We start from the raw sequence: 25,642 nt of genomic DNA on the forward strand, positions 1-25,642 counted from the left end.
AACCACAAAGATTTTTTTATTGGCATCTTTGGAGATGAATTATGAATATAATAAAACAAATTGATCAAATGATTGAAGAGAGAAGTTTACTAAAACATCCATTTTACCAAATGTGGTCTGATGGAAAATTAACAAAGGAATCTTTAGCAGGTTATTCAAAAGAATATTTCCAACTTGTAAAAGCAGTTCCATCATTTATGACTTCCATCATAGAAAAAGCATCAGATAATCACGTAGAGGAATTAATTGAAAATCAAAAAGAGGAATCTGATCATATCAAACCATGGATTTCATTTGCTGGAGAGTTAGGTATTTCTGAAGAAGAACTTCTCCAATACACTGGATTGCCAAAAACCCAAAAAGCAGTATCTGATTTGAATGAATTAATGACTAGCTTTGAAGGCGGTGCATGTGCAATGTATGCATTTGAAAAAGAAATCCCAAAAATTAGTCAAACAAAACTTGATGGATTAGCACAATTCTATGGAATGTCAAATGATGAAGCAACTCAATACTTTAAGCTCCACACTGAAGCAGACATTAGACATGCTGCCTCTTGGCAAAATATTCTAGAAAAGTCATCAACTGATCCAGCAAAATTAATTGAAATTGCTGAGAAATCTATCACTGCACAAAACTTGTTGCTTGATAGTTGTTATGAAGCATATTGTTAATCTAATAACATTTTTTAGCCCAGGAAAAATTCATCTGCTTAGGGCCCGTAACTCAGCTTGGTAGAGTAACCGGCTCATAACCGGTGAGCCAAGGGATCGAAGCCCTTCGGGCCCATATATTTTCCATTAGTTTTAAAATGAGCAACTTCAAATTTTACTGGCTGCAATGAAGAATCAGAGTTATATCTGACTGATGATTGGAAGGCATTTGACTGAGCTGCCAATACTTATTTTCCTAATTGATTTTTCACTTTATCTAAAATGCTCTGATCCACAAGATTTTGCTCATGTAATGCTTCTGTAATTTGTAATATGTTCAACATTGAATGCATCTTTACTCCCAGTTCAGATAAAGCCTCATCTGCTCCTTCCATTCTATTTACAATTACATATGCATCTGAAATTGAAATGTTAACTTCTTTTAGAGATTTTATTGCATTAACTACTGAACCGCCAGTAGTTGCAACATCATCAATCATTACCACTTTCATTCCGTCATGGATTAGACCTTCAACTGATTTTGAAGTGCCATAGTCTTTTGGCTTGTTTCTAACATAGATTAGCGGTTTGACTGTCTCAATTGCAAGAGCTGATGCAATCACTAATCCTCCTGTTGGAACAGATACAATAGAATCAAATTCATCTAATCCTATTTCTTGTGCAATTTGATTTTCAAGATATTTCACCATTTTTCTGAATTCATGTGGATAGCTAGGAACTAATCTCAAATCTACATAGTAGGAACTCTTTTTTCCGCTTGCAAGCGTAAAATCTCCAAATTTTATTATGCCTTTTTTGTGCAAAAATGTTGCAAACTCTTTCACAAACTCCATACCAAAATTAACTACACTGGATTTATTTTGGTTTGTATTGTGTATTTATTATGCCTGAAATCTGGTTAAATTATGGTATTACAGACGTAGTTTTGGATATTAGGGCTGAGAATTTAGAGCAAAAAATTGATTCTGATGGCAAAATTTTAGACGATTCTGTAATTAATGAAAAACTTGGAACCTTAGATTTATCAAAACCAATGGAATTAGTTGTATTACATAATTCAAAATCAATTCAGAAAATCATCTCAATGTTATTTAGTTTATGTGAACAAAAATCAAAACCATTTCCAAAAATTTTAACTGATAAACGAATACTAAATCAGGTCAAAGCAGGCTTGCCTGAAGGAACCTCGATTAACGAATTTGATGATGTAGAAATTTCAAACTCAAATCTTGTTTTTATGAGTGAAATGGAATTTGATGGATTATTTGGCTATGAAACAATCTCTACTAGACTAATCAAAAAGTTTGGGCAAGATTCTATGTTATCTGCATATGCCAAAAGACAGGGAAATCTCCCAACTCCTGGTCAATATCCTGAAAGTTTAGGTGAGGCAAAAAAATTCTCAGATAATTTTGAAATTCAAGGAATAGAGATTATTGCAAACTCTCAGGGAATTGTAGATTTCTCAATTGGGCATCCCTCTCAAACAATGTCATCTACTAAAATTTTAGAATCACAATCAATCAAAGATGTTGGTCAACATAAGACCATGATAATTAGTTCTGGAAAAGATTCAAGTAATGATAATTTAGGAAAATCCCTTTCATCTTTATGGAATTGTGCAAATGCAATCAAAAAGGATGGATTAGCAATTTTAGTTGCAGAATGCAAAGGGGGTCTTGGTTCTGATGCATTGCAGCAATACATTGAAGACAGATTAACATTAGACCAATTAAAAAATCCCACAAAATACATTACTGGAATGGAGGATTTACTGTTTCTGTCAGAAATCCAAAAGAATTTCCAAATAGGCTTGGTATCTATTCTTCCAGAGTTTTATGCAAAGAAACTAAACATGCTATCAATGCAGGGGATAAAATATTCAATGGATTATATTCTAAAGACACAAGGTGCACGACAAAAAGTTGCAGTTGTTACTGATGGTGCTAGATTACTCCTAAGGTAAAAAGAAAGGCATAAAATCTGATGGTAGTGGTGCACACAAAATTGCTAGTCCAATAATTCCAATATATGCAAGTTTTCTATTTCTTGAAAGTGGAGAAATATCATCAAGTGGAGTTGCACCAGAATTTCGAGAACTCATTATTAGGATTAGCATTGCCATTAGCCAATAATTAAGCAAAACAAGAATTGCCATACTGCCATATGTTGCATATCTGTGAAGTTTTGGACCAAGTAGTGTTCTTGCCATATGTCCACCGTCTAGCTGCCATGCAGGTAGTAAATTCAAAAACGTTATCAAAAATCCAATCCATGCAGCAAACATTACTGGAGTCATAATCACTTCATGTCCATCTCCCCCTTTCCCAAACAAAGCTAGACTTGCAGTCATTAGTAATGGCTCACCTTGATTCCACTCAATCAATCTTGATTCGGCAAACAGTCCTGCAGCTACGTCTTGATCTAAAATTGGAGCAGTATATGCAGCAAAAATTGAAACAATTATTGCAATAACTAATCCGGCAATTGGACCTGCAATGGCCACATCAAATAAAATTTCTCTGTTAATTGTGAGCCCCTTTGATTGGATAAAAGCACCAAATGTGGGAATTCCTACTACAGGCAATCCTGGAATAAAGTATGGCCACGTTGTTTTTAGCCTATGAAGTTTTGCCGCAACAATATGTCCTAGCTCATGAATCCCTAGTATCCCAAGCAATGATAATGTATAGACTGCTGCCATCTCAAGAGGATCACCTATTTCAATTATAGAATTAGTTCCAGAGGTTCTATAGTATCCATCAATCATTACAAATGCAACTACAATTGCAAACAAAATTCTTGGAGTCCATGATATGTTTAACCATTTTCGTTGTTTCTTTGGAGCAAATTTCTGAATTATGATATATTTTCCATCATCCATCTGTTCTAACTTACATACATAATTCATATTTTCTAATTTTCTTGCCAACTGTTCAAATTTTTCCTTAAATTCTAAATCATTAATTTTAAATTCTAAAGAAAATTCCGCCTTTGTAAAATCACTTACCGTAAATATTGAATTGACTATGTCAATGATTTCTTCTTTAGAAGGATCTTCCATATCTAGGGCTATTTTATTTCCATTAATGGTCTTTTGGTTTAAAATTAAATATTGATACTTTTATCATATAGCATGCAGGTAATTCTAAGACAATTAGGAGATTGTAATATTCGAAGGGCAGAGCCAAGCGATCTTATACCTGTAATGGAGATTAATCTCAAAACACTGCCAGAACACTATTCAGATTATTTCTATGAAAGCCTACTTGCAGAACTTCCTGAGGCATTTATTGTAGCAGAAATTGGTGGAAAACATGTTGGCTATATCATGTGTAAAACAGAATATGGATTCTCAAACTTTAAGAAATTAGGATTTGTCAAAAAAGGACATGTTGTCTCTATTGCAGTTCTAGAAGAATATCGAAGACGTGGAATTGGAAATGCTCTAGTTGAAGAATCTGTCAAAGGTGTAAAATCACGAAAATGTGATGAATTCTACTTGGAAGTTAGATGCAGCAATAACGAGGCCGTTAGATTGTACGAAAAGCTTGGATTTGTAATAAGACAGCAACTTAATGCCTATTATCGTGATGGTGAAGATGCATATCTTATGGCAATTGAGTTAGATTAGATAAAAACAATAAATAACTCACAAAAAATTCTTGGCCATGGATAAACGCAAAGGCATGGGGGTAACAATTTTTATTCTCTGCATTGGTGGATTTTTCCTTTATGCATATCTATTGATGTTATCTGAATGGAGTCCTATTGTCTTGCAATTATCTGTATTGATGATTGCAGGTGGGATTCTTGGTGTAATTGCATGGATTGGTTATGTGATGGCAACAACAAAACCCACAACAGCATCAATTACATCTGATGATTAGTTTACTTTGAAATTCTTACATCGACTACTGTTTGATAATATCTAGGTCCAACAGGTCTGACTATTTTTGATCCTAGTATTTCTGATTTAACAGGAGTTACTTGAAGATAATGTTCTTCAGATAGTTTTCCTGCCTCTGATTTTTTATCCGCATGAATATGACAATAGTAATGAATTATCCCTCCGCTTTTTGTTGCATCAATTGCAGATTGTAAAAATTCGTCCGATCTCTCAGGTAGTAACATTAGTGTTCTATCTGATTTATCAATTAATTTCTCTGATACAATCTTTGATGCATCTCCGTTGATAGAAATTACCTTTCCGACTAATTTGTTTAATTCAATATTTTTCTCACATAGTTGTGATGCAACTGGGTTGATATCGATACTATAAACAGTACAGTTTTTCTTTTTTGCAGCCATTATCGAGAACATCCCAACTCCTGCAAACATGTTGGTTACTACCTCCCCGTCTTGAACTAAATTTGCAATTCTTTCCCTCTCCGTAGACAGTCTAGGTGAGAAAAATGCATTCTCTACATCTACTACAAATCTACAGCCAAATTCCTTGTATTCTGTCTCAGTTTTATCATCTCCAGCTAATATCTCCAAGTTTCTTGTTCGAAAATCCCCCTCTACTGCTGATGACTGATAAAATACACTTTTTGCAATCTTTACTTCTTTTAACAATGTTTCTCCAATGATCTTTTTCTTTGATAATAATGAATCAGGAATTCTTACAATTATAATGTCTCCAATTTGATCAAAGGCAGAGATTAATTCTGCGCTTTCTTTTTCAGAAATTACACTCTCCAGTGCTTTTTTTAACATTCGAGTCAATGCTTGTAATAGAAATTTCCAGATGCTTTTTGATCTTTATCCAGTCTACTTTCAATCTTGTTAACTCTTGGTCTGAGGCTTTTTTCATCTCTTCTAAATGACATATCTAATGATCTGAGAAATCTGTTCATTGCCTCGGGCTTTGGCATTGGAGATGTTGCCTTTCCTGCCATACCCGATTCACCTTCAAATATTATTATTGAATCTGAGATTAAATCCATTAACTGCAAGTCATGATCAATTACAATTGCTGATTTTCCAAAGGAGCGGACAAATTTCTGCAAAAACTTTGCAACTGCAATTCTATCTTCTACATCTAAAAATGCAGATGGCTCATCTAATGCATACACGTCAACTTTTTGTAAAAGGCATGATGCAACTGCAACTTTTTGCAATTCTCCTCCTGATAGGTTCTTTGCAGATTTGTTGTATAGTTTTTTAATTTTTAGTGGTTCGAGAATTTGTTCTTCTTCCATACTTCCTTCAACTAGATTTCCGTTTGCTTTGTTTAGCAAAGAGATTACTTCCTCATCAATATCATTTTGAAGATATTGTGGTTTGTATGCAATCTTTACTTTTTTATCAATAGAGCCAATATCGGGTTTCTCAACTCCTGCAATCATCTTCATCATGGTAGTCTTTCCAAGTGCATTGGCACCCATTATTCCCAAGACTTCACCTTTTCTGACTCTTCCAGGCTCAATTGTTACTGAGAATTTAGCGTATTTCTTTTCTAGTTTTGGATAAACGATAATATCGCTTCCCTCTTGGAAAGTATCAGTAGATGATGATGATACATCAAAAGAGAATTTTTTGTCTCTAAATCTCACGTTTTCAGTTGGTAAATAACCGTCAAGAAAGACATTGATTCCCACTTTGGTAGACAGAACACTTGAAACAATTCCGTAAGCTGTTGGCTCACCATATAATACTTCAATAAAATCACTAAGAAAGTCAAGTAGTGTCAAGTCATGTTCTACTACCATCACACTTTTTCCAAGTGTAGCCAAACTTTGAATCACACGTGCAACTCCTGTTCTTTGAAATACGTCGTTGTATGATGATGGCTCATCAAAAAAGTAAAATTCTGCATCCTTTGATGCAGCAGCAGCTACTGCCAATCTTTGAAGTTCTCCTCCACTTAATTCCTTTAAATTCTGCTCCATAGAATTTTGTAATCCTAGTTCTTTGATTAGATCACGTGTCACTCCTCTCTCATCATATTTGTCTAATAGTTCTTTTCCAGTTCCATCAAATGCCTGTGCAATGTGATGAACTTGTTGAGGTTTTATTGATGCTCTAATCTCTTTGTTTTGTATTTTTGCAAAGTGCTGTTTTAGTTCTGTTCCACTATAATATTTTAAAATCTCATCCCATTCAGGTGGATTATCATATCTTCCAAGATTTGGTTTTAGATTTCCTGAAAGTATGTTGACAACTGTACTTTTCCCCATTCCATTTCTTCCAAGTAGTCCAACAACTTCTCCTTTCTTTGGAGTTGGTAATTTGTAAATTCTAAATGAGTTTGGTCCATATTGATGAATTTTATCTGATGCTAACTCACTAGCTAAATTAACAATCGTAATAGCATCAAAGGGGCATACTTTGACACAGATTCCACATCCATTGCAGATATCCTCATCTATCTGGGCTTTCTTTGTCTCCTCATTGAGAACGATACATTCTGCACCCGATTTGTTTACTGGGCAGTACTTTATGCACTCCAAACCGCATTTTTTTGGCTGGCACAAATCCTGATCTAGAACTGCTACACGATGTGTCATGTCGTAATCGAGTATTTTCTTTGCTTTATACCTATTTTGAGACCTTTTTTATTGCCGTTACGTTAATAGATGAGAATTTGACATTGATTTTCAAGCCGGCCATAGCGTTAGGGTGCGACCCAATCCCTTTCCGAACTTGGAAGTCAAACCTATCGTCGCTGTTGTGCTACTAAGATGCGAGAGCCCTTGGGAAGCAACAGTGCTGGCATTCTAATCTTTTAATATCGAGTTCTTTGAGCTTATGTGATTTCAATGCCAAACTGTTCAGTATGTGGAGAATCATTCTCTGATGATATCAGATTTCTGAATCATATGATGGAAAAACATGGGTTTAGAAATCCAAATGTTGGAACCCCTGATAGAAACAGCAGAGGATATTGATTTACAAATTTTGTAAATAATCTAAAATTAATCTAACCCCAAATCCAGTTGCTCCTTTAGGATTATATGGTTTTTCTTTAGTTGCAGTCTGTGTCCATGCAACTCCCGCAATATCAACATGTGCCCATGGTGTCTTCTCTACAGCATTTTTCAAAAATGCTGCAGCTGTAATTGTTCCAGCTGCTCTTCCTATTCCAACATTTTTCATATCTGCAACATCTGATTTTATCATATCCATATAGTCTTGATTTAATGGCAACTCCCAAACTTCTTCTGTTGTTCTCTTTGAAGAGTTTGTAATTTTCTTTGTCAAGTTTTCATTGTTTGAAATTATGGCAGCCACATTAGTTCCTAATGCAACAATGCATGCACCAGTTAGTGTTGCAAAATCAATAATTGCTTTAGGTGAATAATGTTTTTCACCATATGCTAACGCATCAGCTAAAATCAGTCTTCCTTCAGCATCCGTATTTAAAATCTCAACTGTCTTTCCATTGTATAGTTTTATGATGTCCCCTGGTCTGTAAGATTCACCACCTGGCATGTTTTCTACTGATGGAATAATTCCAACTAAATTAATTGGCAATTTTAATTCCGAAATTGCTTTCATAATACCTAAAACCGTACATCCACCACACTTGTCAAATTTCATTTCATCCATTTTGTCTCCTGGCTTTAGTGAAATTCCACCGGTATCAAATGTGACAGCTTTTCCAACTAGAACTATTGGTTTTTCATTTCTTGCATTTTTATAATCAAGAACAATTAGTTTCGGTTCGTTTTTACTTCCTTGTCCTACTGCAGAAATGCCACCAAAACCTCTCTTTTTTAATTCTGACTTTGAGAAAATTGTACATTTCATCTTGCTATTTGATATTGTTTTAGCAAAATTTGCTAGAGTACTTGGAGTGCACTCATTTGGAGGCAAATTTGCAATGCTTTTTGTAAATATTGTGCCATCTGCAGTGATTTCTGCATTTTTAATTGCAGACAGAATTTTCTTTGATTTTGAAATTACGATGGTTAAATCAGGAGAATCTTGATCTTTTTCAGACTTGAATTTATCAAATTTGTACAGTGACATCTTACAACCTTCAACTATTTGAGTTACAGATGAAACTGGATCTGATACAAAATTTGGTGGAGATATTATGGTGAATTCTTTTAATTTTAGTTCCTTTGCCTTTTGTGCAATTTTTCCTGAAACAAATCTTATTGTATCATTCGTTATACTCTCTTTGCTTCCTAATCCTGCTAGTAAAATTCTTTGAGTAGATTTGGAAGGTGTTGGGATTACGTTAATTCTTCCTAATTTCCCTTCATTATCCTTAATTGCTTGTGATATCACTAGGTCTGTTTTTGAATCTATTTTTCCAATTCCTAATATTTTGTCATATTTTTCAACAATAAATCCACACAATAACTGGGTTTTTCTTGCGGAACTCTCAGTCTTTATCTTCATAAAAATGTCTAATTTGATGTGTTATTTAGATTTATGACTATTTTACACACTCTTTAAGAGAGTCGTTAATTATTGCTGAAAAACTAATTGCATTTGCAGTTTCTTTAATTTTTTTTGCTTGTTTAGAACGTAATTTCTTTACGACTTCATCATCAAGCATTACTGTTATTCTTTGAGCCACGTTCCTGAACGATTCTTCAGATTAAAATACCTATTCTTGTTATTCAAATAATACTTTCATCATAATCTATGACTCTGCTATTTCTTAAAAGACTAGACGAACGTACAAACACTGCTTTGACTGTTTTACAATCTTGCTGACAAACTTCCTCCAACGAGATACTAGGATATTTTTTTTCATTTTTTGAAAAAATAATTTTAATCAATGGTAATAATGCTGCTCTTCCTCCATAAGCTGTTTTTTTATTAATGAACCAAAACATTTCCAAAGCAGTCTCATCTAAGATCTCTTCTCTGATCTTTTCTCCAAACTCTGAATGATGACCTATCATTGTAATTTTACCTCTAGAAAAATAATTTACAATTTTTGCAAATTTTACACATAGGTAGCATTGATTATCAAAAAGAACAATTGGAACACTTTGTCTTATTTCCATAATATGATCAATCTCAGATCACCTTAATATTTTCAAGTAGATTTTTATTCAATTTACCAAGATAACGAACGAGATGCGGCTTAATTACTATGATATCAAAAAGCATGTGCTTAGAGCCAGAAAATTAGTAATAAAGGGCACAAATACTGCAGGATCTGGACATCCTGGTGGATCTTTTTCAATGGCTGAAATCTTGGGATGCCTATTTGTAAAGTATCTCAAATTTGATCCTAAAAATCCACAATGGGAAGATCGAGACCGATTGGTGTTGTCAAAAGGCCATGCAGCACCTGGACTATTCTCAAACATGGCAGTTGCAGGATATTTTCCTGAATCCGAAATAGAAACATTGAGAAAGTTTGGCAGTAAATTGCAAGGTCATCCTGATTTGAAATGTCCTGGCGTAGAATTTTGTGGGGGCTCACTAGGCACTGGATTGTCCTATTCTATTGGAATTGCACTTGCTGGAAAGATTGACTCAAAAAATTATCATGTTTACACAATAATTGGAGATGGTGAATCTGATGAAGGACAAATTTGGGAAGCTGCAATGACTGCTGCAAAATACAAAGTGGATAACCTAACCGTTTTTCTTGACAGAAATTTTATCCAGCAGGATTCTTACACTGAAAAAATTATGCCACTTGATGAAAGATTGGAAGGCGATGATCTCTCTGAAATGTGGAAAGATGCCTCCAGATGGAAGACTGGTGATAAGTGGAGATCATTTGGATGGAATGTAATTGAAATTGATGGACATAGAATAGAACAAATTGATGCAGCAATTGCAAAAGCAAATGCAACTAAAGGAGTTCCAACTATGATCATTTCTAGAACAATCAAAGGAAAAGCAGTAGAACACATGGAGGATAATCCTCAATGGCATGGAAAAGCACCTGATTCCGATGTTGTTCCGATAATTAATCTTGAATTGGATTCTCAATTTATGATTGCCCCATCAATTATTGCTGGAGATATGACCAATCTTGAAAACGAGATCAAGAGATGTGTTTCAGGCAGAGCTGATTACATTCATCTTGATGTTATGGATGGCCAATTTGTTCCAAACAAAACATTTGATCATAATAAAATTAAAGAATTAAGACCATTAACCGTAATTCCTTTTGATTCACATCTAATGATTAACGAACCAGTAAAACATGTTAAAGATTACATTGATGCTGGAAGTGATATTATTACTGTTCATGCTGAAGTAACTGATGAATCTAGTTTTGGAGAAATTTCTGATTTACTAAAACAAAATGGCGTTGGTGTTGGATTTGCAATAAATCCTGAAACTGAATTGCCAGAGTGGTTCTACAAATTTATTCCATATTTAGATCAACTGATTGTAATGTCAGTAGTTCCTGGCAAATCTGGTCAGAAATACATTGAGGAAACTCATACAAAGATGGCTAGACTAAATTCAATTCTCAAAGAGAATAATTTTTCAGGTTATATCGAGGCTGATGGTGGCGTGAATCTTGAAAATATAGGCTCAATTTTTGCTGATGGTGCAAGAGCTTTTGTTGGTGGGGGCGCAATTGTTGGCCAATCTGATGTCAGAGCTGCAATTAGGGACTTTAGATCTGAAGTTCTAAAATCAAGAAGAAGAATCCTGCTTGATAAAGCAAATGAGTTAGGTGGAGAAGAATTGGTAAACAAATGGATTGAATTGCATGTTGTTGGTGAAAAGAAAGATCAAATTAGAAAAATTGCAGAGGAGGCCAAATACATTTGAATGAACCAATACTGACTGATATGCGTTCAGAGTATTCCAAATCTCTGATTCAAGCTGGAAAAGATAACCCTAATGTCGTAGTTTTGGGTGCTGATACTACTGATTCACTAAAGACATCCAGTTTTGAAAAAGAATTTCCAAATAGATTCTTTAATGTTGGAATTGCAGAAGCAAACCTTGTTACTACTTCAGCTGGATTAGCAGCATCAGGAAAAATTTCATTTGCCAGTACTTATGCTATATTCTTACCTGGAAGAGCAGTTGATCAGATAAGAAATAACATTGCATATCCTTCACCACCTGGAAAAAAAGGTCTTAATGTAAAATTAGTAGTATCTCATGGAGGATTATCAGTAGGACCTGATGGCGGCTCACACCAACAAATTGAAGATATTGCTATTATGAGGGTAATTCCTAATTTTAGAGTCTTTATTCCAGCTGATACTGTTGCAGTTTCTAAATTAACTCAATTAATGGCAAGAGAGTATGGTCCATTTTACATGAGAATGGCAAGATCAAAAACTCCACTAGTTCATTCAGAAAATCAAGAATTTCAGACAGGTAAAGCAATTACACTAAGGGATGGCTCGGATTGTACAATTGCGGCATGTGGAATTACTGTAAGGATGGCATTAGAGGCAGCTGAGACATTACAAAAAGAAGGAATTTCTTGTAGGGTGTTGGATATGTTTTCAATAAAACCAATTGATAATCAACTACTAGAAAAGGCTGCAAGAGAAACAGGCTCTATAGTTACCACTGAAGAGCATAATATTTTTGGTGGAATGGGCTCAGCGGTAGCAGAATCTGTTTCTGAATCTTATCCAGTCCCAATCAAAAGAATTGGCGCACAAGATATGTTTGGAGAATCAGCACGAGATGATGAAATTCCACTACTCTTAGAAAAACACGGAATAACATCTTTTAATATAGCAAAACAAGTCAAAGAAATTAGGAGCAAAAAGTTATGAAGATATTTCTTGATACTGCTAATCTTGAATCTATAAAAAAATTCAATGACATGGGTTTGCTTGATGGCATTACTACAAACCCCTCATTAATGTCAAAAGAAGGCGGTAATCCTAAAGATGCTATGGAAGAGATTACAAAAATTATCAAAGGAGATGTAAGCTTAGAAGTTGTAAGCACTGAATATTCTGGAATGATGGAAGAAGGAAAACGATTACGTGAGTATGGTGATAATGTTGTAGTTAAAGTTCCAATGACTCCTGATGGCCTAAAAGCTTGTAAATCATTATCATCTGAAGGAATTCCTGTAAATGTTACTTTGATTTTTTCTCCCAACCAAGCTTTACTTGCTGCAAAATCTGGCGCAAAATATGTTAGTCCATTTATTGGAAGGCTAGATGATGTAGGACAAGATGGAATGAATCTAATAAAAGAGATTAAAGAAATTTTCTCCAATTATGATTTTAAAACACAAATTCTTGTTGCAAGTGTTCGTCATCCAATTCATGTAGTTGATGCAGCTAAAATTGGTGCAGATGTAGTGACACTACCTCCTGCTGTACTAGACAAAATGCTTCAGCACCCATTAACTAAAATTGGATTGGATAATTTCCTAGCAGACTGGGAAAAACTCAAAGCTGGAAATCCAGATGTCAAAATCTAAAAGCGCACTATGCACTAGAAGAAAAATCTAAAAATGAAAATTATAGGTTTTTAATCTGAACCTTTGTTCTTGCTTTTTCTTGAACCGGTTCCTCTACCTGTTATTCTGGTCATTCCTTCTGTAGAAGGTCTTGGTTTTGGATCAGGTTCATCTCCTAGTCTTCTTGAACCAGTACCCCTACCTGTGTGAACCATTCTATTTGAGGCAGCTTTTTTCCTTGCTTCTTGAATTTTTCTAAATTCGTCACCAGACCATTTTGTTGGATCATCATCAACTTCAATAGTTCCAGTGCCTCTTCCGGTTCGAATTCTAATTTTACCCATAATTTAGGTTAAATTATCTCGTATTTAATTAAGCTCATTTAATTTATCAAATGTGGATCTAACCCGATAATAATTTTGAAAAATAATTTTTAATTATTAATCCATCCCAATTTTTTAAAATATGCAAACATCAGGATAGCTGGAATAGCTGATGCTAAAATTATTATGATTAGCGTTGTATATGGACCCAAAAACACTGGGCTTTCACTTGTGATCCCCCCAGGTAGATGAATGTTCATTCCATAAAATGTTCCTATAACCGTTGATGGAATTGCTAATGTAAAGATAATTGTTAATACTGCAAGAACTTTGTTTGTTTTTTCAGTACTTAACACAAAATCAGTATCTTTGTAAATTTCCATAGTTTCCCTTGATTCTTCTAATGTTTCAATGACTTTGTCTATGTGGTCAATTACATCATCATAAAACAATGTGAGTTCATCATCTTCGGTATCAGAAAATCCTTTGATATTTTTTGCAATCTCCAATACAAATTTCTTTAATGGATTAGCTATTCTTCTTAATCTATTGATTTCTCTTCTTTGTAATGCAATACTTCTAGCAACCGGTTTTGTTTCATCAAATACTCTGTCTTCTAGTTCATCTAAATTAGCAATTATTTTTCTGGATGTGTGTAAAAGATCATCTACTAGCACGTCTATGATTTCATGAAGTAGTAGTCCTGATGATTTTTCCAATAGTTTTTCTTTTCTTTGTTGATCTGAGTCAGATTTACAAACATTTACCAAATCCACTAATGGTTTTAGATCTCCTTGGTGAACTGTAACTAGAAAACCTTTTCCTACAAAAAGGGATAATTGGCTATTTTTGGACTCTCCCACTTTTCCAGATAGTGGTGGGAAATGTAAAATTACAAAGAAATGATTATCATATCTATCCAATTTTGGTAATTCAAATTTAGTCATACAGTCTTCAATGTTTAATGAATTGAAATTATATTTTTCAGCTAATTTTTCGACTTCCTCTCTGTCAGGATTCTGCAAATCTATCCAAACAAATTCTTTACCTTGAATGGTCTCCATTTTACTCTCAACAATTATTTCAGATGGTTTCCTACTGGAACGTAATCTGTTTGTGATGAATCCTTTTCTCAAGTTGAAAAATACCCTAATTTAACAAATTTAAAGCGATCGATAATTTTTGAATTGAAATTATATTTACATTTAATCTAAAATATGAAATATCTTGAGGCTAATGCCAAGGAAGTAAATAATTCATACCAACCCATGTGAGTCCAATTGCTATTGCCATGGCAACCCACCATAATCGCATAATATTATTTCCAACTAGTCAATAATAAATCTACAGTATAATTCTCAGCAGAACTCAAAGATTATTACAGGATTAATTAGTTATCTTTCTCGTGGCCCTTGTAGTATAGTGGTTAGTATAGAGGATTGTGGATCCTCGGACAGGAGTTCGATTCCCCTCAGGGGCCCTCTTTCATTTAAACTCTTTACATTAATTAAAGCAGGATCTTTAATAGTCTAGAAACAAAGTTACTTTAGGTTTCTTATTTGAAAGTAGCTCTAATCTACAATGAAACACAAATTGATCCAAATGATGTAATCAATGTCTTTGGAATGACTACCAAAGAACATTATAGCTCAAAAGCAGTTGAAAGAGTTGCAAGAGCTTTAGAAAAAGGAGGTCACACTGTAAAAGTTATTGAAGGAGACATCCATCTTGCTGATGAATTAAAAGAATTCATGCCAAAAGTAGTTGCAGGTGAAACACCTGGAATGGTTTTCAATATGGCGTATGGTATTCAGGGACAAAATAGGTACACACATGTACCTGCAATGATGGAGATGCTTGGAATTCCATACATAGGTTCTGGACCAGCTGGTCACGCAATTGTTCAAGATAAAGTAATGACAAAAATAATTTTACAGAAAAATAATATTCCAACTCCTGGCTTTTGGGTATTTCGAACACCTGAAGACATTCATGATGATTTAGTTTTTCCTGTGATTGTAAAACCAAAACTGGAATCTACTTCTATGGGGATGGAAGTTGTAGATAATTGGGATGATCTTAGGAAAGCAGTTAAAGTCCAGATTGAAAAATTCCAACAAGATATACTTGTAGAACAGTTCATTTCAGGAAGGGAATTTGCAGTAGGAGTATTAGGTAATAATCCTAACATAGACATTCTTCCAATTGTTGAAATTAATCTTGATACTCCAGATCAAATTCAAACGATTTCGGATAAAAAGAAAGCGGGCGGTGTTGACAAAACATGTCCTGCTAAATTATCTAAAGAAAAAACTGAGGAGATGAGACAAATGTGTATAAAGGCATTTGCGTCTTTGGGGCTAAATGATTACAGTAGAGTGGATTTTAGAATGGATAAAGATGAAAATCTCTACATTCTTGAATTGAACTCTATGGCAAGTTTAGGTAAAGGCGGTTCATTATTTTATGCTGCTAAAACTGCTGGTTATACCTATGAATCACTTATCAATAAAATATTAGACATTGCAGTGATTAGATACTTTGGAACTTCTATTCATCATCATGAAAATGAAGTTGATCTCACCCAACCATTACGCGTAGTAGCTAGAACATATCTGCGTGGACATCTACATACTCTAAAAGAAACATTAAGAGATTTTGTAAATCTCAACACACATGTATACAATTTAGAAAATGTAAATCAATTAGGAGCAATTATTTCTAAGAGATTAAAACATCTTGGATTCACTGAGCATATTCATCGACAGCCAGATGTAGGAAATTTCCATTATTTTAAAAATCATCCAGAATCAGAAAATGACATTTTGATTGTCTCTCATCTTGATACACATTATGGTCCCGATGATTTAGTCAGTTATTATGAAGATGATGATAGAATTGTTGGTTCAGGTATAGCTGAAAGTAAAGGTGGACTTGCTGTAATGTTGGGTGCACTTCACGCCTTACGCTATGCAAAAAAACTCAAAAAAGTCAGATGTGCAATATTGCTTACCACTGATGATAGTTTAGGGGGAAGATACAGTAAGAGATTTGTTAAAGAATACTCTAAAAAATCACATTACATAGTAGGATTAAAATCTGCTAGTATTGATGGTGGAATAATTACAACTTGTTATGGTAGAAGTGATTACAACATTAGATTCACCACAGCTTCTGAACAATTAACTTCAGATATTCATGGAATTATACCAGTTCTAGCAAAAAAATTATCTGTAATTGAAAAACTTTCTAAGGATGAAAAAGATTATCGATTAAGAACTACCTCTGTTGTTGCTCAAGGATCTCATGGTCAAACACCCAACTATGCATCACTATCATTAACTTGTAGTTACAAAACTGAAAAATTGGGTACATTACTTGATACTAAAATTAACACTATTATGAAAAAAAAAGAAACTGGTATCAAACTAGACGTATCAATCAATAAGATACAAACAAGACCCCCAGTAATAGAAGAAGAATCTGATACGAAATTCTATGAATTAGTTGAGGATCTTGCTAAAAAACATGAAATAAAAATCAAAAAACACTCTCAAATAATATCATCTGATATCAGTAATGTTCCATCGAAACTTCCAGCTCTTGATGGGTTTGGACCAATTGGCCACAAATATCGTTCCCCTAAAGAATACATTGTTCATGATAGTGTGGTAGAAAGATCAGCATTACTAGCCTCTGTAATTTACAAATGTGCTGAAAAATAATTTCTGTTCTCTAATTCTTATTCAAAATGTCTAGAAAATAATGCTTTAGCAGTAGTTGCTGCTCTGGAAAATCTATTTTCAACCTCTTCCCAATTTACTACATTCCACCACGCAGAAATGTAATCTGGTCTTTTATTTTCATATTTTAGATAGTATGCATGCTCCCATACATCTAATCCTAACAGTGGTACTACACCGTCCACAATTGGACTATCTTGATTTGCAGTTGTCCTGAATTGAATTTTTTTAGATTTTGGTTCGTAGACAAGCCATCCCCAACCACTTCCTTGAATTACTGCAGTATCTGCTGAGAACTTTTTCTTGAAATCATCAAAACTCCCAAAAACTTTGTTAATCTCATCTTTTAGGACCCCCACTGGTTCTCCACCCCCATTTGGTTTCATACTTGACCAAAATAATTCATGATTGTTATAACCTCCTCCATGAAAATTAAAACGATCTCTGATTTCAGGTTTTATTTGATCAAGATCTGATAATAAAATTAGCAATCCTTTATTTTGATTATCTTCTGACATTTCATCCCATACATCATTTAACCCATTTGTATAAGCTTGGTGATGTTTTGAATGATGAATCTCCATTGTCTGTGCATCAATATGTGGTTCTAATGCATCATATTCATAAGATAATTCGGGTAATTGAAATTCTGACATGCTACTAATTAGGATTCTATACTATTAAACAATTATTCTAGTATTCAAAAATCTAAATATCATTTTTGAAATTCAAATTATCTCTTTAATAGAAATTATCTCAATTCAGAGGTATGGTAAAAATTCCAGATAGCATTAAAAAATTTATTGATGAACAAGGAATTTTTGTTGTAGGGACAGTTGGTGGGACCAAATTTCCAAATGTCTCACCTAGGATATTCTTCAGAGTTGATGAGGATGCAATTTATTGGATTGATTTTTTCAAGCATAAATCCTACAAGAATATTCAGGTAAATCCTTGGATTACAGTTTCAGTTTTTAATAAGGATAATTTAGAGGGATATCAGTTTAGAGGAGTTGTAAGTTATATTACTGATGAGCCTACAAAATCTGAAATTAAAGAGTCTATCTTAAAAGAAATATTGGCAAAAAATTCGTCTCCTAAAGTAAAATCTCTATCTGAAAAAGAATATCAATTAGTGCAATTTGAGCCCAAAGTATGTTATTCTTTAAATCCCGAAAAATATTCTGATATGTCTATTGGCTCAGACATTGATGCTAAATATCTGTTTAAAAATTGATAACTCTAAATTTTCAGTTAAAATCTACTCAGAAAATATTATTCCAACAGATTCAGAATGTAAAATTAACCACTCACTTTATTTAAAACAAATTATTAATTTGTTTATGACTACATTAAGTGAATTACGTGCTTGTAAATCATGCGGAAATGTTTTTACGAAAAGAGCTGGTGTCACAATAATTACTAGCTGCCCTAATTGTGATGGTATAAACTTTGATACAATAGATTTGGATGAAGAATTAATGATCTGATTAGATGTGTCTATTTTAATAAAATAATATTTTGTTTGGAATATGACTTTTCAATTTTCTGCTAGTGATAAGGAATGGCACCAAACCTTGCTTAATGCATTTGAAAATATTTTAAAAATGAAAATCAAGCCTGTATTAGTTTATGATCGTAAACATTTTTCAAATTATGTCTACAAAAATAATGTTAAACCTGGTGAAGTTTGGGCAGAATGCATTAAGGAATGTGGTACTATATGGTTAAATCCACATTTGTCATCAGAACCAAAAGTTGAGACTGTAAATACTATTTACCATGAATGTTTACACATCAAATATCCGAAAAAAACTGAGCGTGAAATAACTAGATTAGCTAATAAAATGATACCTGTTACAAAATCTCTCACATCACGGAAAAAGAAATTTGATATTATACATTTACATTAGGAATACATTCATTATTTCTTTTTATTGAAAAATTTAATTCAAAATTAAAACTGCACCGTGGAAATTTTTAACAATATCTTCGATCGTACTAGGAAAATGAATTTTTTCAAATTTAGTAAGCTTTCTTTTCCCTAAAATGATAATATCAACATTATGTTTGTCTGCATATTCAAGAATTGTTAATGCTGGTCTGTCACTAATTATAATTTCAGAATTTACTGATACATCTGATTTCTTTGCATACTCTTGTAATTTATCGTGTTCTGATTTTATTTGACTTTTTTCTTTTTCAAACTCTTGTTTGTTGGTTTTAGTTTTGAATAACCCAAATGTTGCTCTTTCTTCAATACATGTTAAAATTGTGATCTTAGATTTTTCTAATCCAGCTATTGCAACTGCTTTCTTGAATGCCTTTTGACTACCATCAGTTCCATTAAATGGAACCAAAATTTCCTCAAAATTTTTACTCATTTCTTTTCAATATCAATCATTAAAATTGGACATGTTGTATTCTCCACGACTTTTCTTGATACACTACCAAGACTAAGCAGACCTTTGATTCCTTTGAGTTTTCTACGTTTTGCCATTACTACTAAATCTACCTTGTACTTTTTTATCGCTTTGAGAATTTCGTCATAAGCAGATCCAGTTACTACATGAGAGACTGACTCGATATTATTTTTTTGACATATCTTCTCTCTTTTTTCAAATTCAGGAATCATTCCTTTTCTAATATCTTCATTTGCATCTTTGATGTTTTTCAATAGTTTTTCACGTTCAGATGATGATAATGCGAAAGTTGGTGGATGCTGCATTTCTTCTACTACATGAAGTAAAATGATTTTGGCTTTGGTGCCTTTTGCTGCATGAACTGCATGTTTTAACGCTTGATCTCCAGCAGGTGTTCCTGCATGAGGTACTAAAATATTATTATACATAATTTCTTGAATGATCATTACATAATTAAATCATCCATTGTTTCTCACTTGCATTTTGAGCAATATATCTTCAAATCATTTTTAATAATCATGAAATTTATCCAAAAATATGAATAAATTTTCAAAGATAGAGCCATCATATTTTTCAAAAGATGGCTGTAGGCTGGTCTGGATAGGTATTGATGAAGATGATACAGATACGGTTATCTTAAACAAAGAAGAGTTAGAACGATTAGTAGAGATCCTAAAAAATAATCATGTTGGAAATGTGGAGCTTGAAGATAATGTTAGTGAAATATTGATAAATTCAGATGTTGTGCAGTTTAGATTAAAAGACAGAGATCAACTTGAAGCACCATCTAATGATTTTAGAGATAAGGTTTTAGAGTATGCAAAAATTCCTCATGATACATTATCGGTTCAAACTTCCTCAAAAGAATTCTATGCATCGGGATGGTCAACCGATCAAACTAGTAAATCTCCAGAAAAATCAAATAAACCCAAGATGAGTCTTTTACAAGCTATTCTTTCAGGAAATCCAAAAAAAATTGATCATGAAATTTCACCTTCTGATTTATTTCGAATTTTTGCAACAAGACGTTCAACAAGAAAATTTGCTAAAACTAAAGTTGAAGATTGGAAGATTGAAAAGATCCTAGCAGCAGCAGACACTGCTCCTACTGCAGGAAATTTTCAGGGATTGGAAGTGTTTTATGTTAAAAGCAAAAAAGCCAAAGAAGCGCTAGTTGAAGCTGCAAATAGACAACCATTTGTTAATGCTCCTCTAGTACTTGTGTTTTGTATGAATCCAAGTAGAGTAAAAATGAATTTTCCATCTGAAATGCTAGCAAAATTTTCGTTACAGGATGCTACAGTAGCGGCAACTTATTCTCAATTGGCAGCTCATGCTTTAGAGTTAAGCTCAATTTGGATTGGAATGATTGATGAGAAAAAAGTTCAAGCAATTCTTGGAACTGAATTAAGACCATCTTCGATTCTCTGTATTGGATATCCAGATATGCGAAAGCCACCAAAGTCTAGGCGTAAGTTAAAAGATCTTATTCATGTGCTTGAGGATTGATTTTTTATAAAAAGAGATTTGATGTTATCTAGAATCTATCAAATTTCTCTGGACTAGAAATTGGTTGCAATATATGCAAACTGAATGGTCATTAAATCAACTTCAAGCCAGAGTTTTAGTATAATTTGTAGTTTACAAAATAAATCTTTTAGATACTGTCAATAGTTAGTGGTATATGCCTCACGAAGATTTTTTTGAAGCAACCCTGATTGAGTTTACCTATTGGGAAAATAATATCGAAAAAATTTTATTAAAATTTGACAGTTTTGATGATTTGCCAAAATATCTTATGCATAAATTAGATGAAAAATCGCCAATTTTTACTATACGTGCTAAGAAATGGAGAATTCTAGATATTGATAAAAACATTCGTGCTCATGGTAAAGGAATTCACATTAGAATTAGATTAGAATCTATATGAATCTAAAAATTTTCTTTATTCTAATTTAGCATACCACAACCAGTTCATTATCCACAAATACATTTTGAACTTTACCTTATTGAGGAAAACGTATCTGAGACACAACATATCTGTTGGATGCCTTCGAATCCTGATAGTAGTCTCAAATACGTTCTATCCTGATGTGAAAAAATGATTGAAACTAAATTTACAAACAAAACAACTGCACTATCGCTAATTGTACTTTTGAGTGTATCATTATTTTCCGGTGTTGCTTTTGCAGAGGAAAAAAAGAAATCAAATGTTAATTTAATCAAAATACAATATTTGGCAAAAATATCTGCCAATTCTTATTATATTCAATTTAAAACATGTCTTGGAAATAATTCTGTAAATAATCCCTCATTTTCTATTAATTCTGATACTGATTCAAAATTTGTAACGTATCAAAAAGTGCATTTAGCAAACACTTGTAAGAACTATGAAACAAATATTGAGGCAAAAAATTCTAACAGTATTTCAATATTAATGACAAATGGAATGGTGAAAAAATGAATATCTATGATACAAAATCTATACTTTGCTCAAGATGTAATATTTCAATTGAGGAAATAGATTATGATGCTGAGGTTATTAGGCCACTTTGTGGTAAATGTGCAAATCCATTACCTGAAGGTGACAAAATAATCTATACTATGAGTCATTTCCAGAATAATTCTATAAAAAAATCAATTCTTGCATAAAACTAATTTAAAAATTTTAAAAAATACCATATTTGCTAGATTCCATTTCTTCTTTTATTGCAAGTTTGAATCTAGGAGACTTTCCCTCGATATTTTTTGTAAGCCATGAGAGAAATTTTTTCTCAATTCCTTTTCCTTTTAATTTCTCAAAATCATTGCCCATCAAATCTACCAATTTCTGAACAAGATCTTTGTTAACGCTTACAACAAAAAAATGCCATCCAAAGGCAAATTCAGAATCTGTCATCACAAAATCCTCCTGACCATGAACCATTTCTTCTAAAAGAGTGAGTTGATGTGTTAATGCTTTACTGGTTTTATCATAATCAACTGCTGATACATTGATGTTTATTCGTCCGTCCATGTTCTGATTGTGCAATTACAAAATAAAAGGATTACAGAAATTACTCCTTAAGCAAATATTCAAAATCAATATCAAAATGCATTTTCATTATGTTGATATAAGTTTGAATGGATTCAGGAATTTCATCAGTACATGATACTCCTAATTTTTTTGCATTAATCCAAATAATTAGTGTTTGAATTATTGTCAAAAATCGATCATTTTTGATTTCTGAGGAACCAATTGATTTTGTATATCTTTCCGCAAATTCCCATGCTGTAACAAAATCTACACATTTGACACCAAATACTGCAAGTAATTGTTCTTGCATACTTTGAGCTTTTTTTAATGGTATTTTATTAATAATGTAAGGAAAATTTACTTTTTCTGGAAGACAACCTGGTAATGGTCCCCAAATAGTAATAATTTTAGTCCCTGGTTTTAATTTTTCAAATTTCTTCATCATTTGATTGATGATATTTTCATCTGTAAACCAAAACAAAATTACTGTTGCATCTGAAAATTTACAATCTTCGATATTTTTGCATTCCAGCTGACCTTTTGAGTTTTTTTGCATCAAAATTTCATTTGCCTGTTTTATTTTTTCAAGATTATTGTCAATTCCAACTGCTTTTTTTACATTAAATTCATTTATTGCAATTTCTATTCCTTTACCATCTCCACATCCTAGATGATAAAAAACATCATTTTTTCCTAATTCTACAAATTTGAAAATCTCTCTAAATGCTTTTTCTGGAAGCTGTACGTCTTCACCACTCAATAAATTTTCAGGAAGTGTTTCTAAATATTCTTCAATTTTCAATAATGATTGTTAGGTGTCGGAGAATTTATTCTCTTATGCTTTCTAGTTTTGAAACTGCTTGCCATAGTTGTGTTCTAACATATGATGGCATGTTTGGGTCTTGTGTAACATCATCTAATAGGCTAATTGTGTTTGCTGCTCTGACTGATAAAGAATACTCTTCATTGTTCAAATCTGCAATTAAATCTGTAATTGATTTTTTTATTGTTTTTGGGGTAGAATTACTAGATACAATTTGATTTAATGTCTCTATTGCTTCCTTCATTGATTCTTTATTTTGATTTTTGTCTGCCATATTCTACACCTATTATTAAAAATTAGAGGTATATAGTTACACCTCTACAAAAACACTATCTGATTCAATTGTTACGTTGTATGACGTTAAATCTCTAATTTTTGCTGGAAATTTTACTAAATTACCTTTCTTACAATCAAATTGAGCTCCATGCCAACCACACGTAACCGTATTTCCTTCTAATTTTCCTTCAGATAAACTAGCACCTGCATGAGTACAAGTATCATCAGTTGCATAATATTCACCATCAATGTTAGCTACAAGGATATCTCTTCCATCAATTGACACTTTGATCATACTTCCTGGTAGAATGTCAGATGTTTTTCCAGCGATAATTTTTCCCATTGCAGTTTTTATCTGACCAGACTTAATATTTTTTCGGATATGTCTGAAAAAATAATTCGTAAAGGAACTATTTCAGATAAAAATTCTGTTTTGGAGTTTTGTAAAAACACTTTTTCATGGGGTGACTATATAGATCAAGTCTGGAATTATTGGTTAAAAGAAGGTAATCTGTTCATATTTGAGAAAAAGAGTATATCTGGCATTTGTCATGCATTTTATTCAGATACTCAAGTTTGGATTGAGGGCATTAGAGTAGAACCTAATTCTCGTAGACAAAAAATTGCATCACAATTAGTTCAGCATGTAGAACGTATTGGAAAACAAAAAAATATTTTATTCTCATACATGTTAATTGAAACTAAAAATAACCCCTCCTTGCTTATGGCAAAATCATTGAGTTACAAAATTTTTGAATGCTGGAATTTTTACACTTTGATGCCTAAAAAAAATATGTCTGATAAAATTCAATTTGCAAAAAACCTCTCATTGAATTTTTCACATTATGTAAAATCATGGAGATGGTTTCCAATGAATGATTCATTATTGCATTCTTTTCTAAAACAAAATAAAATTATCAAATCTGATGAGCCTGAAAATTTTTCTTTTGCTATTTTATCTGAATCTGAACATTTTACTAAAACATTGATTATCACCTTGTTTTCAAATTCTCAAAAATCTACTATTGAAATTTTCAAATTTTTACAAAATTATGCTATTGAGAATGACTATCAAAGAATTCAAATTTTATCTAAAGAAGATTTACCTGTTTTTGACAAATTAGAAAAGAAAATTTCATTTTATTTAATGAAGAAAACTCTTCTTTAATCTACATTTACAAATTTGATTGTATTTTTTAAAATCCCTAATCCTTCTATCTCCATTTCAATTTTGTCTCCATCTTTTAAAAAGACTGCATCTGGTTTGTTTAACATGACACCCGCAGGTGTTCCTGTAGATATTATGTCTCCTTTTTCTAATGTCATAACTTTAGAAATTTTTGAAATGATTTCAGGAATTTTTATAAACATATTTCTTGTTGTTGAATTCTGTCGTAACACTCCATTCACTTTAGTTGTTAGCTTTAGATCCTGGGCATTCTTAATTTCATCTACAGTAGTTATCCAAGGTCCACATGGTGCAAATGTATCAAAGCTCTTGCCTCTGGTAAATTGTTTGTCTTTCATCTGAATATCTCTGGCTGAAACATCATTGAAGACCATATATCCAAAAATTGCATCTGTTGCTTCTTTCTCGCTAATATTTTTACAATTTTTACCAATTATCATTGCAAGTTCTACTTCATAATCTAGTTGAGTGACAAAATTTGGGCATATTATCTCTGATTCAGTACTGTTTAATGCAGTTCTTGGTTTGATTACTAGAGCAGGATCCTCAGGTGCCTTTAATCCCTGTTCTTCGGCGTGGTCTATGTAATTAAATGCCAAACAAATTATTTTATTTGGATTTGGAATAGGAGATAGTAATTTAAAATCTGACAAATTTGATTCATACGGTAAATCCATAATTTTATTTTTAATCTCATCAAACCAGCCATCAAATAGAAAATCCTTTAGATTTTGAGGAATTGGAACTCCTGTAAGATAAGTAATTTCATCTTTAGTTGCAACCCTATCTCCTTTGATAAAACCATAGGTTTCATTATTTCCATTTGCTAACCGTGCTATCTTCATTGTAA

At 32.8% G+C, this 25,642-nt stretch carries 34 protein-coding genes, 2 tRNA genes and 1 rRNA gene; 20 read left to right on the plus strand and 17 right to left on the minus strand.

Annotated features, from left to right (window positions below):
• Positions 1-41 precede the first annotated feature (41 nt).
• Positions 42-674 (plus strand): TenA family transcriptional regulator, encoded by a 633-nt coding sequence (locus K5790_RS07675; protein WP_297593877.1) that lies wholly within the window; start codon positions 42-44, stop codon positions 672-674.
• Between the two features lie 41 nt (positions 675-715).
• Positions 716-789 (plus strand) — tRNA-Ile (locus K5790_RS07680).
• Between the two features lie 112 nt (positions 790-901).
• Here K5790_RS07680 and pyrE read toward each other — a convergent pair.
• Complete coding sequence (gene pyrE, locus K5790_RS07685) at positions 902-1,507, minus strand: orotate phosphoribosyltransferase (RefSeq protein ID WP_297593879.1); 606 nt, start codon at positions 1,505-1,507, stop codon at positions 902-904.
• A gap of 50 nt (positions 1,508-1,557) precedes the next feature.
• Here pyrE and K5790_RS07690 point away from each other — a divergent pair, with 50 nt between their 5' ends.
• Positions 1,558-2,640, plus strand: a complete 1,083-nt coding sequence (locus K5790_RS07690) for a transcriptional regulator (RefSeq protein WP_297593881.1) — start codon at positions 1,558-1,560, stop codon at positions 2,638-2,640.
• Here the strand turns inward: K5790_RS07690 and K5790_RS07695 are convergent.
• Positions 2,632-3,738, minus strand: coding sequence for a site-2 protease family protein (locus K5790_RS07695; protein WP_297593883.1), 1,107 nt, complete (start codon positions 3,736-3,738; stop codon positions 2,632-2,634). The genes K5790_RS07690 and K5790_RS07695 overlap by 9 nt on opposite strands.
• A 72-nt stretch (positions 3,739-3,810) precedes the next feature.
• Between K5790_RS07695 and rimI the strand changes: the two genes are divergently transcribed.
• Both rimI and K5790_RS07705 read left to right on the plus strand, forming a co-directional pair.
• Positions 3,811-4,308, plus strand: a complete 498-nt coding sequence (rimI, locus tag K5790_RS07700) for a ribosomal protein S18-alanine N-acetyltransferase (RefSeq protein WP_297593885.1) — start codon at positions 3,811-3,813, stop codon at positions 4,306-4,308.
• A 37-nt stretch (positions 4,309-4,345) separates the two neighbouring features.
• Positions 4,346-4,564: a transcriptional regulator gene (locus K5790_RS07705; RefSeq protein ID WP_297593887.1), complete on the plus strand. Its 219-nt coding sequence runs from the start codon at positions 4,346-4,348 to the stop codon at positions 4,562-4,564.
• Between the two features lies 1 nt (position 4,565).
• Here K5790_RS07705 and K5790_RS07710 read toward each other — a convergent pair whose 3' ends face one another.
• Together K5790_RS07710 and K5790_RS07715 are read right to left on the minus strand one after the other, a co-directional pair.
• Complete coding sequence (locus K5790_RS07710) at positions 4,566-5,393, minus strand: class I SAM-dependent methyltransferase family protein (protein WP_297594068.1); 828 nt, start codon at positions 5,391-5,393, stop codon at positions 4,566-4,568.
• 5 nt (positions 5,394-5,398) lie between these two features.
• On the minus strand, positions 5,399-7,186 hold the full coding sequence (locus tag K5790_RS07715) for a ribosome biogenesis/translation initiation ATPase RLI (protein WP_297593889.1): 1,788 nt from the start codon (positions 7,184-7,186) through the stop codon (positions 5,399-5,401).
• 91 nt (positions 7,187-7,277) lie between these two features.
• Here K5790_RS07715 and rrf point away from each other — a divergent pair.
• Both rrf and K5790_RS07725 read left to right on the plus strand, forming a co-directional pair.
• Positions 7,278-7,397 (plus strand): 5S ribosomal RNA (gene rrf / locus K5790_RS07720).
• A 41-nt stretch (positions 7,398-7,438) separates the two neighbouring features.
• The gene (locus K5790_RS07725) at positions 7,439-7,567 is read left to right on the plus strand and encodes a hypothetical protein (protein ID WP_297593891.1); all 129 of its coding nucleotides are present in this window, start codon (positions 7,439-7,441) and stop codon (positions 7,565-7,567) included.
• A gap of 1 nt (position 7,568) precedes the next feature.
• Here the strand turns inward: K5790_RS07725 and K5790_RS07730 are convergent, their stop codons facing one another.
• The 3 genes from K5790_RS07730 to K5790_RS07740 are packed head-to-tail and all read right to left on the minus strand — an operon-like array spanning position 7,569 to position 9,646.
• On the minus strand, positions 7,569-9,029 hold the full coding sequence (locus tag K5790_RS07730; RefSeq protein WP_297593893.1) for a leucyl aminopeptidase: 1,461 nt from the start codon (positions 9,027-9,029) through the stop codon (positions 7,569-7,571).
• 37 nt (positions 9,030-9,066) lie between these two features.
• Positions 9,067-9,210 (minus strand): hypothetical protein, encoded by a 144-nt coding sequence (locus K5790_RS07735; RefSeq protein WP_297593895.1) that lies wholly within the window; start codon positions 9,208-9,210, stop codon positions 9,067-9,069.
• A 43-nt stretch (positions 9,211-9,253) separates the two neighbouring features.
• Positions 9,254-9,646, minus strand: a complete 393-nt coding sequence (locus tag K5790_RS07740) for a hypothetical protein (protein WP_297593897.1) — start codon at positions 9,644-9,646, stop codon at positions 9,254-9,256.
• Positions 9,647-9,719: 73 nt separating this feature from the next.
• Here K5790_RS07740 and K5790_RS07745 point away from each other — a divergent pair, with 73 nt between their 5' ends.
• From K5790_RS07745 to fsa, 3 genes are read left to right on the plus strand one after another with little or no spacing between them, the layout of a single operon-like run.
• Positions 9,720-11,387 carry a ribulose-phosphate 3-epimerase gene (locus tag K5790_RS07745; protein ID WP_297593899.1) on the plus strand — a complete coding sequence of 556 codons (1,668 nt, stop codon included), beginning with the start codon at positions 9,720-9,722 and terminating at the stop codon, positions 11,385-11,387.
• Entirely contained in the window at positions 11,384-12,358 is a 975-nt protein-coding gene (locus K5790_RS07750; protein ID WP_297593901.1) for a transketolase family protein, read from the plus strand. Before K5790_RS07745 ends, K5790_RS07750 begins: the two co-directional genes overlap by 4 nt.
• A complete protein-coding gene (gene fsa / locus K5790_RS07755) occupies positions 12,355-13,020 on the plus strand; it encodes a fructose-6-phosphate aldolase (protein WP_297593903.1) in 666 nt (221 codons plus the stop codon). The genes K5790_RS07750 and fsa overlap by 4 nt, the downstream gene beginning before the upstream one ends.
• 50 nt (positions 13,021-13,070) lie before the next feature.
• On the opposite strand, the gene K5790_RS07760 is transcribed toward fsa, so the two are convergent.
• Entirely contained in the window at positions 13,071-13,343 is a 273-nt protein-coding gene (locus K5790_RS07760; RefSeq protein ID WP_297593905.1) for a hypothetical protein, read from the minus strand.
• Positions 13,344-13,432: 89 nt separating this feature from the next.
• The gene (locus K5790_RS07765) at positions 13,433-14,458 is read right to left on the minus strand and encodes a magnesium transporter CorA family protein (RefSeq protein ID WP_297593907.1); all 1,026 of its coding nucleotides are present in this window, start codon (positions 14,456-14,458) and stop codon (positions 13,433-13,435) included.
• 272 nt (positions 14,459-14,730) lie between these two features.
• On the opposite strand from K5790_RS07765, the gene K5790_RS07770 reads away from it, so the two are divergent.
• Both K5790_RS07770 and K5790_RS07775 read left to right on the plus strand, forming a co-directional pair.
• A tRNA-His gene (locus tag K5790_RS07770) sits at positions 14,731-14,802 on the plus strand.
• Positions 14,803-14,881: 79 nt separating this feature from the next.
• Positions 14,882-17,047 carry a M20/M25/M40 family metallo-hydrolase gene (locus tag K5790_RS07775; RefSeq protein WP_297593909.1) on the plus strand — a complete coding sequence of 722 codons (2,166 nt, stop codon included), beginning with the start codon at positions 14,882-14,884 and terminating at the stop codon, positions 17,045-17,047.
• Positions 17,048-17,064: 17 nt separating this feature from the next.
• On the opposite strand, the gene K5790_RS07780 is transcribed toward K5790_RS07775, so the two are convergent.
• On the minus strand, positions 17,065-17,721 hold the full coding sequence (locus tag K5790_RS07780) for a superoxide dismutase (RefSeq protein WP_297593911.1): 657 nt from the start codon (positions 17,719-17,721) through the stop codon (positions 17,065-17,067).
• A 113-nt stretch (positions 17,722-17,834) separates the two neighbouring features.
• Here K5790_RS07780 and K5790_RS07785 point away from each other — a divergent pair, with 113 nt between their 5' ends.
• The 3 genes from K5790_RS07785 (at position 17,835) to K5790_RS07795 (ending at position 18,978) form a co-directional block, all read left to right on the plus strand.
• Positions 17,835-18,302, plus strand: a complete 468-nt coding sequence (locus K5790_RS07785) for a pyridoxamine 5'-phosphate oxidase family protein (protein ID WP_297593913.1) — start codon at positions 17,835-17,837, stop codon at positions 18,300-18,302.
• Between the two features lie 106 nt (positions 18,303-18,408).
• Complete coding sequence (locus K5790_RS07790; protein WP_297593915.1) at positions 18,409-18,555, plus strand: hypothetical protein; 147 nt, start codon at positions 18,409-18,411, stop codon at positions 18,553-18,555.
• A 42-nt stretch (positions 18,556-18,597) separates the two neighbouring features.
• Entirely contained in the window at positions 18,598-18,978 is a 381-nt protein-coding gene (locus tag K5790_RS07795) for a hypothetical protein (protein WP_297593917.1), read from the plus strand.
• Between the two features lie 33 nt (positions 18,979-19,011).
• On the opposite strand, the gene K5790_RS07800 is transcribed toward K5790_RS07795, so the two are convergent.
• Together K5790_RS07800 and K5790_RS07805 are read right to left on the minus strand one after the other, a co-directional pair.
• Positions 19,012-19,449, minus strand: a complete 438-nt coding sequence (locus K5790_RS07800) for a universal stress protein (protein WP_297593919.1) — start codon at positions 19,447-19,449, stop codon at positions 19,012-19,014.
• Positions 19,446-19,934, minus strand: a complete 489-nt coding sequence (locus K5790_RS07805; protein ID WP_367182873.1) for a universal stress protein — start codon at positions 19,932-19,934, stop codon at positions 19,446-19,448. Before K5790_RS07805 ends, K5790_RS07800 begins: the two co-directional genes overlap by 4 nt.
• A 91-nt stretch (positions 19,935-20,025) precedes the next feature.
• Between K5790_RS07805 and K5790_RS07810 the strand changes: the two genes are divergently transcribed.
• From K5790_RS07810 to K5790_RS07825, 4 genes are all read left to right on the plus strand, one after another.
• Entirely contained in the window at positions 20,026-20,997 is a 972-nt protein-coding gene (locus tag K5790_RS07810) for a nitroreductase family protein (protein ID WP_297593921.1), read from the plus strand.
• Between the two features lie 175 nt (positions 20,998-21,172).
• Positions 21,173-21,418, plus strand: coding sequence for a hypothetical protein (locus tag K5790_RS07815; protein WP_297593923.1), 246 nt, complete (start codon positions 21,173-21,175; stop codon positions 21,416-21,418).
• A 171-nt stretch (positions 21,419-21,589) separates the two neighbouring features.
• Positions 21,590-21,952 (plus strand): hypothetical protein, encoded by a 363-nt coding sequence (locus tag K5790_RS07820; protein ID WP_297593925.1) that lies wholly within the window; start codon positions 21,590-21,592, stop codon positions 21,950-21,952.
• Complete coding sequence (locus K5790_RS07825; protein WP_297593927.1) at positions 21,949-22,140, plus strand: hypothetical protein; 192 nt, start codon at positions 21,949-21,951, stop codon at positions 22,138-22,140. The genes K5790_RS07820 and K5790_RS07825 overlap by 4 nt, the downstream gene beginning before the upstream one ends.
• Positions 22,141-22,156: 16 nt before the next feature.
• Here the strand turns inward: K5790_RS07825 and K5790_RS07830 are convergent, their stop codons facing one another.
• The 4 genes from K5790_RS07830 to K5790_RS07845 are packed head-to-tail and all read right to left on the minus strand — an operon-like array spanning position 22,157 to position 23,946.
• Positions 22,157-22,504: a hypothetical protein gene (locus tag K5790_RS07830; RefSeq protein WP_297593929.1), complete on the minus strand. Its 348-nt coding sequence runs from the start codon at positions 22,502-22,504 to the stop codon at positions 22,157-22,159.
• A gap of 40 nt (positions 22,505-22,544) precedes the next feature.
• On the minus strand, positions 22,545-23,306 hold the full coding sequence (locus K5790_RS07835; RefSeq protein ID WP_297593931.1) for a class I SAM-dependent methyltransferase: 762 nt from the start codon (positions 23,304-23,306) through the stop codon (positions 22,545-22,547).
• Positions 23,307-23,331: 25 nt separating this feature from the next.
• Positions 23,332-23,601 carry a UPF0147 family protein gene (locus K5790_RS07840; RefSeq protein WP_297593933.1) on the minus strand — a complete coding sequence of 90 codons (270 nt, stop codon included), beginning with the start codon at positions 23,599-23,601 and terminating at the stop codon, positions 23,332-23,334.
• Between the two features lie 36 nt (positions 23,602-23,637).
• The gene (locus tag K5790_RS07845) at positions 23,638-23,946 is read right to left on the minus strand and encodes a non-heme iron oxygenase ferredoxin subunit (RefSeq protein WP_297593935.1); all 309 of its coding nucleotides are present in this window, start codon (positions 23,944-23,946) and stop codon (positions 23,638-23,640) included.
• A gap of 39 nt (positions 23,947-23,985) precedes the next feature.
• On the opposite strand from K5790_RS07845, the gene K5790_RS07850 reads away from it, so the two are divergent.
• Positions 23,986-24,771, plus strand: coding sequence for a GNAT family N-acetyltransferase (locus tag K5790_RS07850; protein WP_297593937.1), 786 nt, complete (start codon positions 23,986-23,988; stop codon positions 24,769-24,771).
• Here the strand turns inward: K5790_RS07850 and K5790_RS07855 are convergent.
• The gene (locus K5790_RS07855) at positions 24,768-25,637 is read right to left on the minus strand and encodes a fumarylacetoacetate hydrolase family protein (protein WP_297593939.1); all 870 of its coding nucleotides are present in this window, start codon (positions 25,635-25,637) and stop codon (positions 24,768-24,770) included. The genes K5790_RS07850 and K5790_RS07855 overlap by 4 nt on opposite strands.
• Between the last annotated feature and the right edge of the window lie 5 nt (positions 25,638-25,642).

It is taken from the genome of Nitrosopumilus sp., from assembly GCF_025698945.1.
Taxonomy (GTDB): domain Archaea; phylum Thermoproteota; class Nitrososphaeria; order Nitrososphaerales; family Nitrosopumilaceae; genus Nitrosopumilus.

What these genes read in the sequence shown, in the direction of transcription:
- K5790_RS07675 (WP_297593877.1), top strand. Translation starts at nt 42, where the DNA reads ATGAATATAATAAAACAAATTGATCAAATGATTGAAGAGAGAAGTTTA.
- K5790_RS07690 (WP_297593881.1), top strand. Translation starts at nt 1,558, where the DNA reads ATGCCTGAAATCTGGTTAAATTATGGTATTACAGACGTAGTTTTGGAT.
- K5790_RS07815 (WP_297593923.1), top strand. Translation starts at nt 21,173, where the DNA reads ATGCCTCACGAAGATTTTTTTGAAGCAACCCTGATTGAGTTTACCTAT.
- K5790_RS07760 (WP_297593905.1), bottom strand. Translation starts at nt 13,343, where the DNA reads ATGGGTAAAATTAGAATTCGAACCGGAAGAGGCACTGGAACTATTGAA.
- K5790_RS07790 (WP_297593915.1), top strand. Translation starts at nt 18,409, where the DNA reads ATGACTACATTAAGTGAATTACGTGCTTGTAAATCATGCGGAAATGTT.
- K5790_RS07800 (WP_297593919.1), bottom strand. Translation starts at nt 19,449, where the DNA reads ATGAGTAAAAATTTTGAGGAAATTTTGGTTCCATTTAATGGAACTGAT.
- K5790_RS07825 (WP_297593927.1), top strand. Translation starts at nt 21,949, where the DNA reads ATGAATATCTATGATACAAAATCTATACTTTGCTCAAGATGTAATATT.
- K5790_RS07830 (WP_297593929.1), bottom strand. Translation starts at nt 22,504, where the DNA reads ATGGACGGACGAATAAACATCAATGTATCAGCAGTTGATTATGATAAA.
- K5790_RS07745 (WP_297593899.1), top strand. Translation starts at nt 9,720, where the DNA reads ATGCGGCTTAATTACTATGATATCAAAAAGCATGTGCTTAGAGCCAGA.
- K5790_RS07785 (WP_297593913.1), top strand. Translation starts at nt 17,835, where the DNA reads ATGGTAAAAATTCCAGATAGCATTAAAAAATTTATTGATGAACAAGGA.
- K5790_RS07805 (WP_367182873.1), bottom strand. Translation starts at nt 19,934, where the DNA reads ATGATCATTCAAGAAATTATGTATAATAATATTTTAGTACCTCATGCA.
- K5790_RS07850 (WP_297593937.1), top strand. Translation starts at nt 23,986, where the DNA reads ATGTCTGAAAAAATAATTCGTAAAGGAACTATTTCAGATAAAAATTCT.
- K5790_RS07820 (WP_297593925.1), top strand. Translation starts at nt 21,590, where the DNA reads ATGATTGAAACTAAATTTACAAACAAAACAACTGCACTATCGCTAATT.
- K5790_RS07695 (WP_297593883.1), bottom strand. Translation starts at nt 3,738, where the DNA reads ATGGAAGATCCTTCTAAAGAAGAAATCATTGACATAGTCAATTCAATA.
- K5790_RS07725 (WP_297593891.1), top strand. Translation starts at nt 7,439, where the DNA reads ATGCCAAACTGTTCAGTATGTGGAGAATCATTCTCTGATGATATCAGA.
- K5790_RS07855 (WP_297593939.1), bottom strand. Translation starts at nt 25,637, where the DNA reads ATGAAGATAGCACGGTTAGCAAATGGAAATAATGAAACCTATGGTTTT.
- K5790_RS07715 (WP_297593889.1), bottom strand. Translation starts at nt 7,186, where the DNA reads ATGACACATCGTGTAGCAGTTCTAGATCAGGATTTGTGCCAGCCAAAA.
- K5790_RS07795 (WP_297593917.1), top strand. Translation starts at nt 18,598, where the DNA reads ATGACTTTTCAATTTTCTGCTAGTGATAAGGAATGGCACCAAACCTTG.
- K5790_RS07780 (WP_297593911.1), bottom strand. Translation starts at nt 17,721, where the DNA reads ATGTCAGAATTTCAATTACCCGAATTATCTTATGAATATGATGCATTA.
- K5790_RS07840 (WP_297593933.1), bottom strand. Translation starts at nt 23,601, where the DNA reads ATGGCAGACAAAAATCAAAATAAAGAATCAATGAAGGAAGCAATAGAG.
- K5790_RS07705 (WP_297593887.1), top strand. Translation starts at nt 4,346, where the DNA reads ATGGATAAACGCAAAGGCATGGGGGTAACAATTTTTATTCTCTGCATT.
- K5790_RS07730 (WP_297593893.1), bottom strand. Translation starts at nt 9,029, where the DNA reads ATGAAGATAAAGACTGAGAGTTCCGCAAGAAAAACCCAGTTATTGTGT.
- K5790_RS07740 (WP_297593897.1), bottom strand. Translation starts at nt 9,646, where the DNA reads ATGGAAATAAGACAAAGTGTTCCAATTGTTCTTTTTGATAATCAATGC.
- K5790_RS07845 (WP_297593935.1), bottom strand. Translation starts at nt 23,946, where the DNA reads ATGGGAAAAATTATCGCTGGAAAAACATCTGACATTCTACCAGGAAGT.
- fsa (WP_297593903.1), top strand. Translation starts at nt 12,355, where the DNA reads ATGAAGATATTTCTTGATACTGCTAATCTTGAATCTATAAAAAAATTC.
- K5790_RS07710 (WP_297594068.1), bottom strand. Translation starts at nt 5,393, where the DNA reads ATGTTAAAAAAAGCACTGGAGAGTGTAATTTCTGAAAAAGAAAGCGCA.
- K5790_RS07810 (WP_297593921.1), top strand. Translation starts at nt 20,026, where the DNA reads ATGAATAAATTTTCAAAGATAGAGCCATCATATTTTTCAAAAGATGGC.
- rimI (WP_297593885.1), top strand. Translation starts at nt 3,811, where the DNA reads ATGCAGGTAATTCTAAGACAATTAGGAGATTGTAATATTCGAAGGGCA.
- pyrE (WP_297593879.1), bottom strand. Translation starts at nt 1,507, where the DNA reads ATGGAGTTTGTGAAAGAGTTTGCAACATTTTTGCACAAAAAAGGCATA.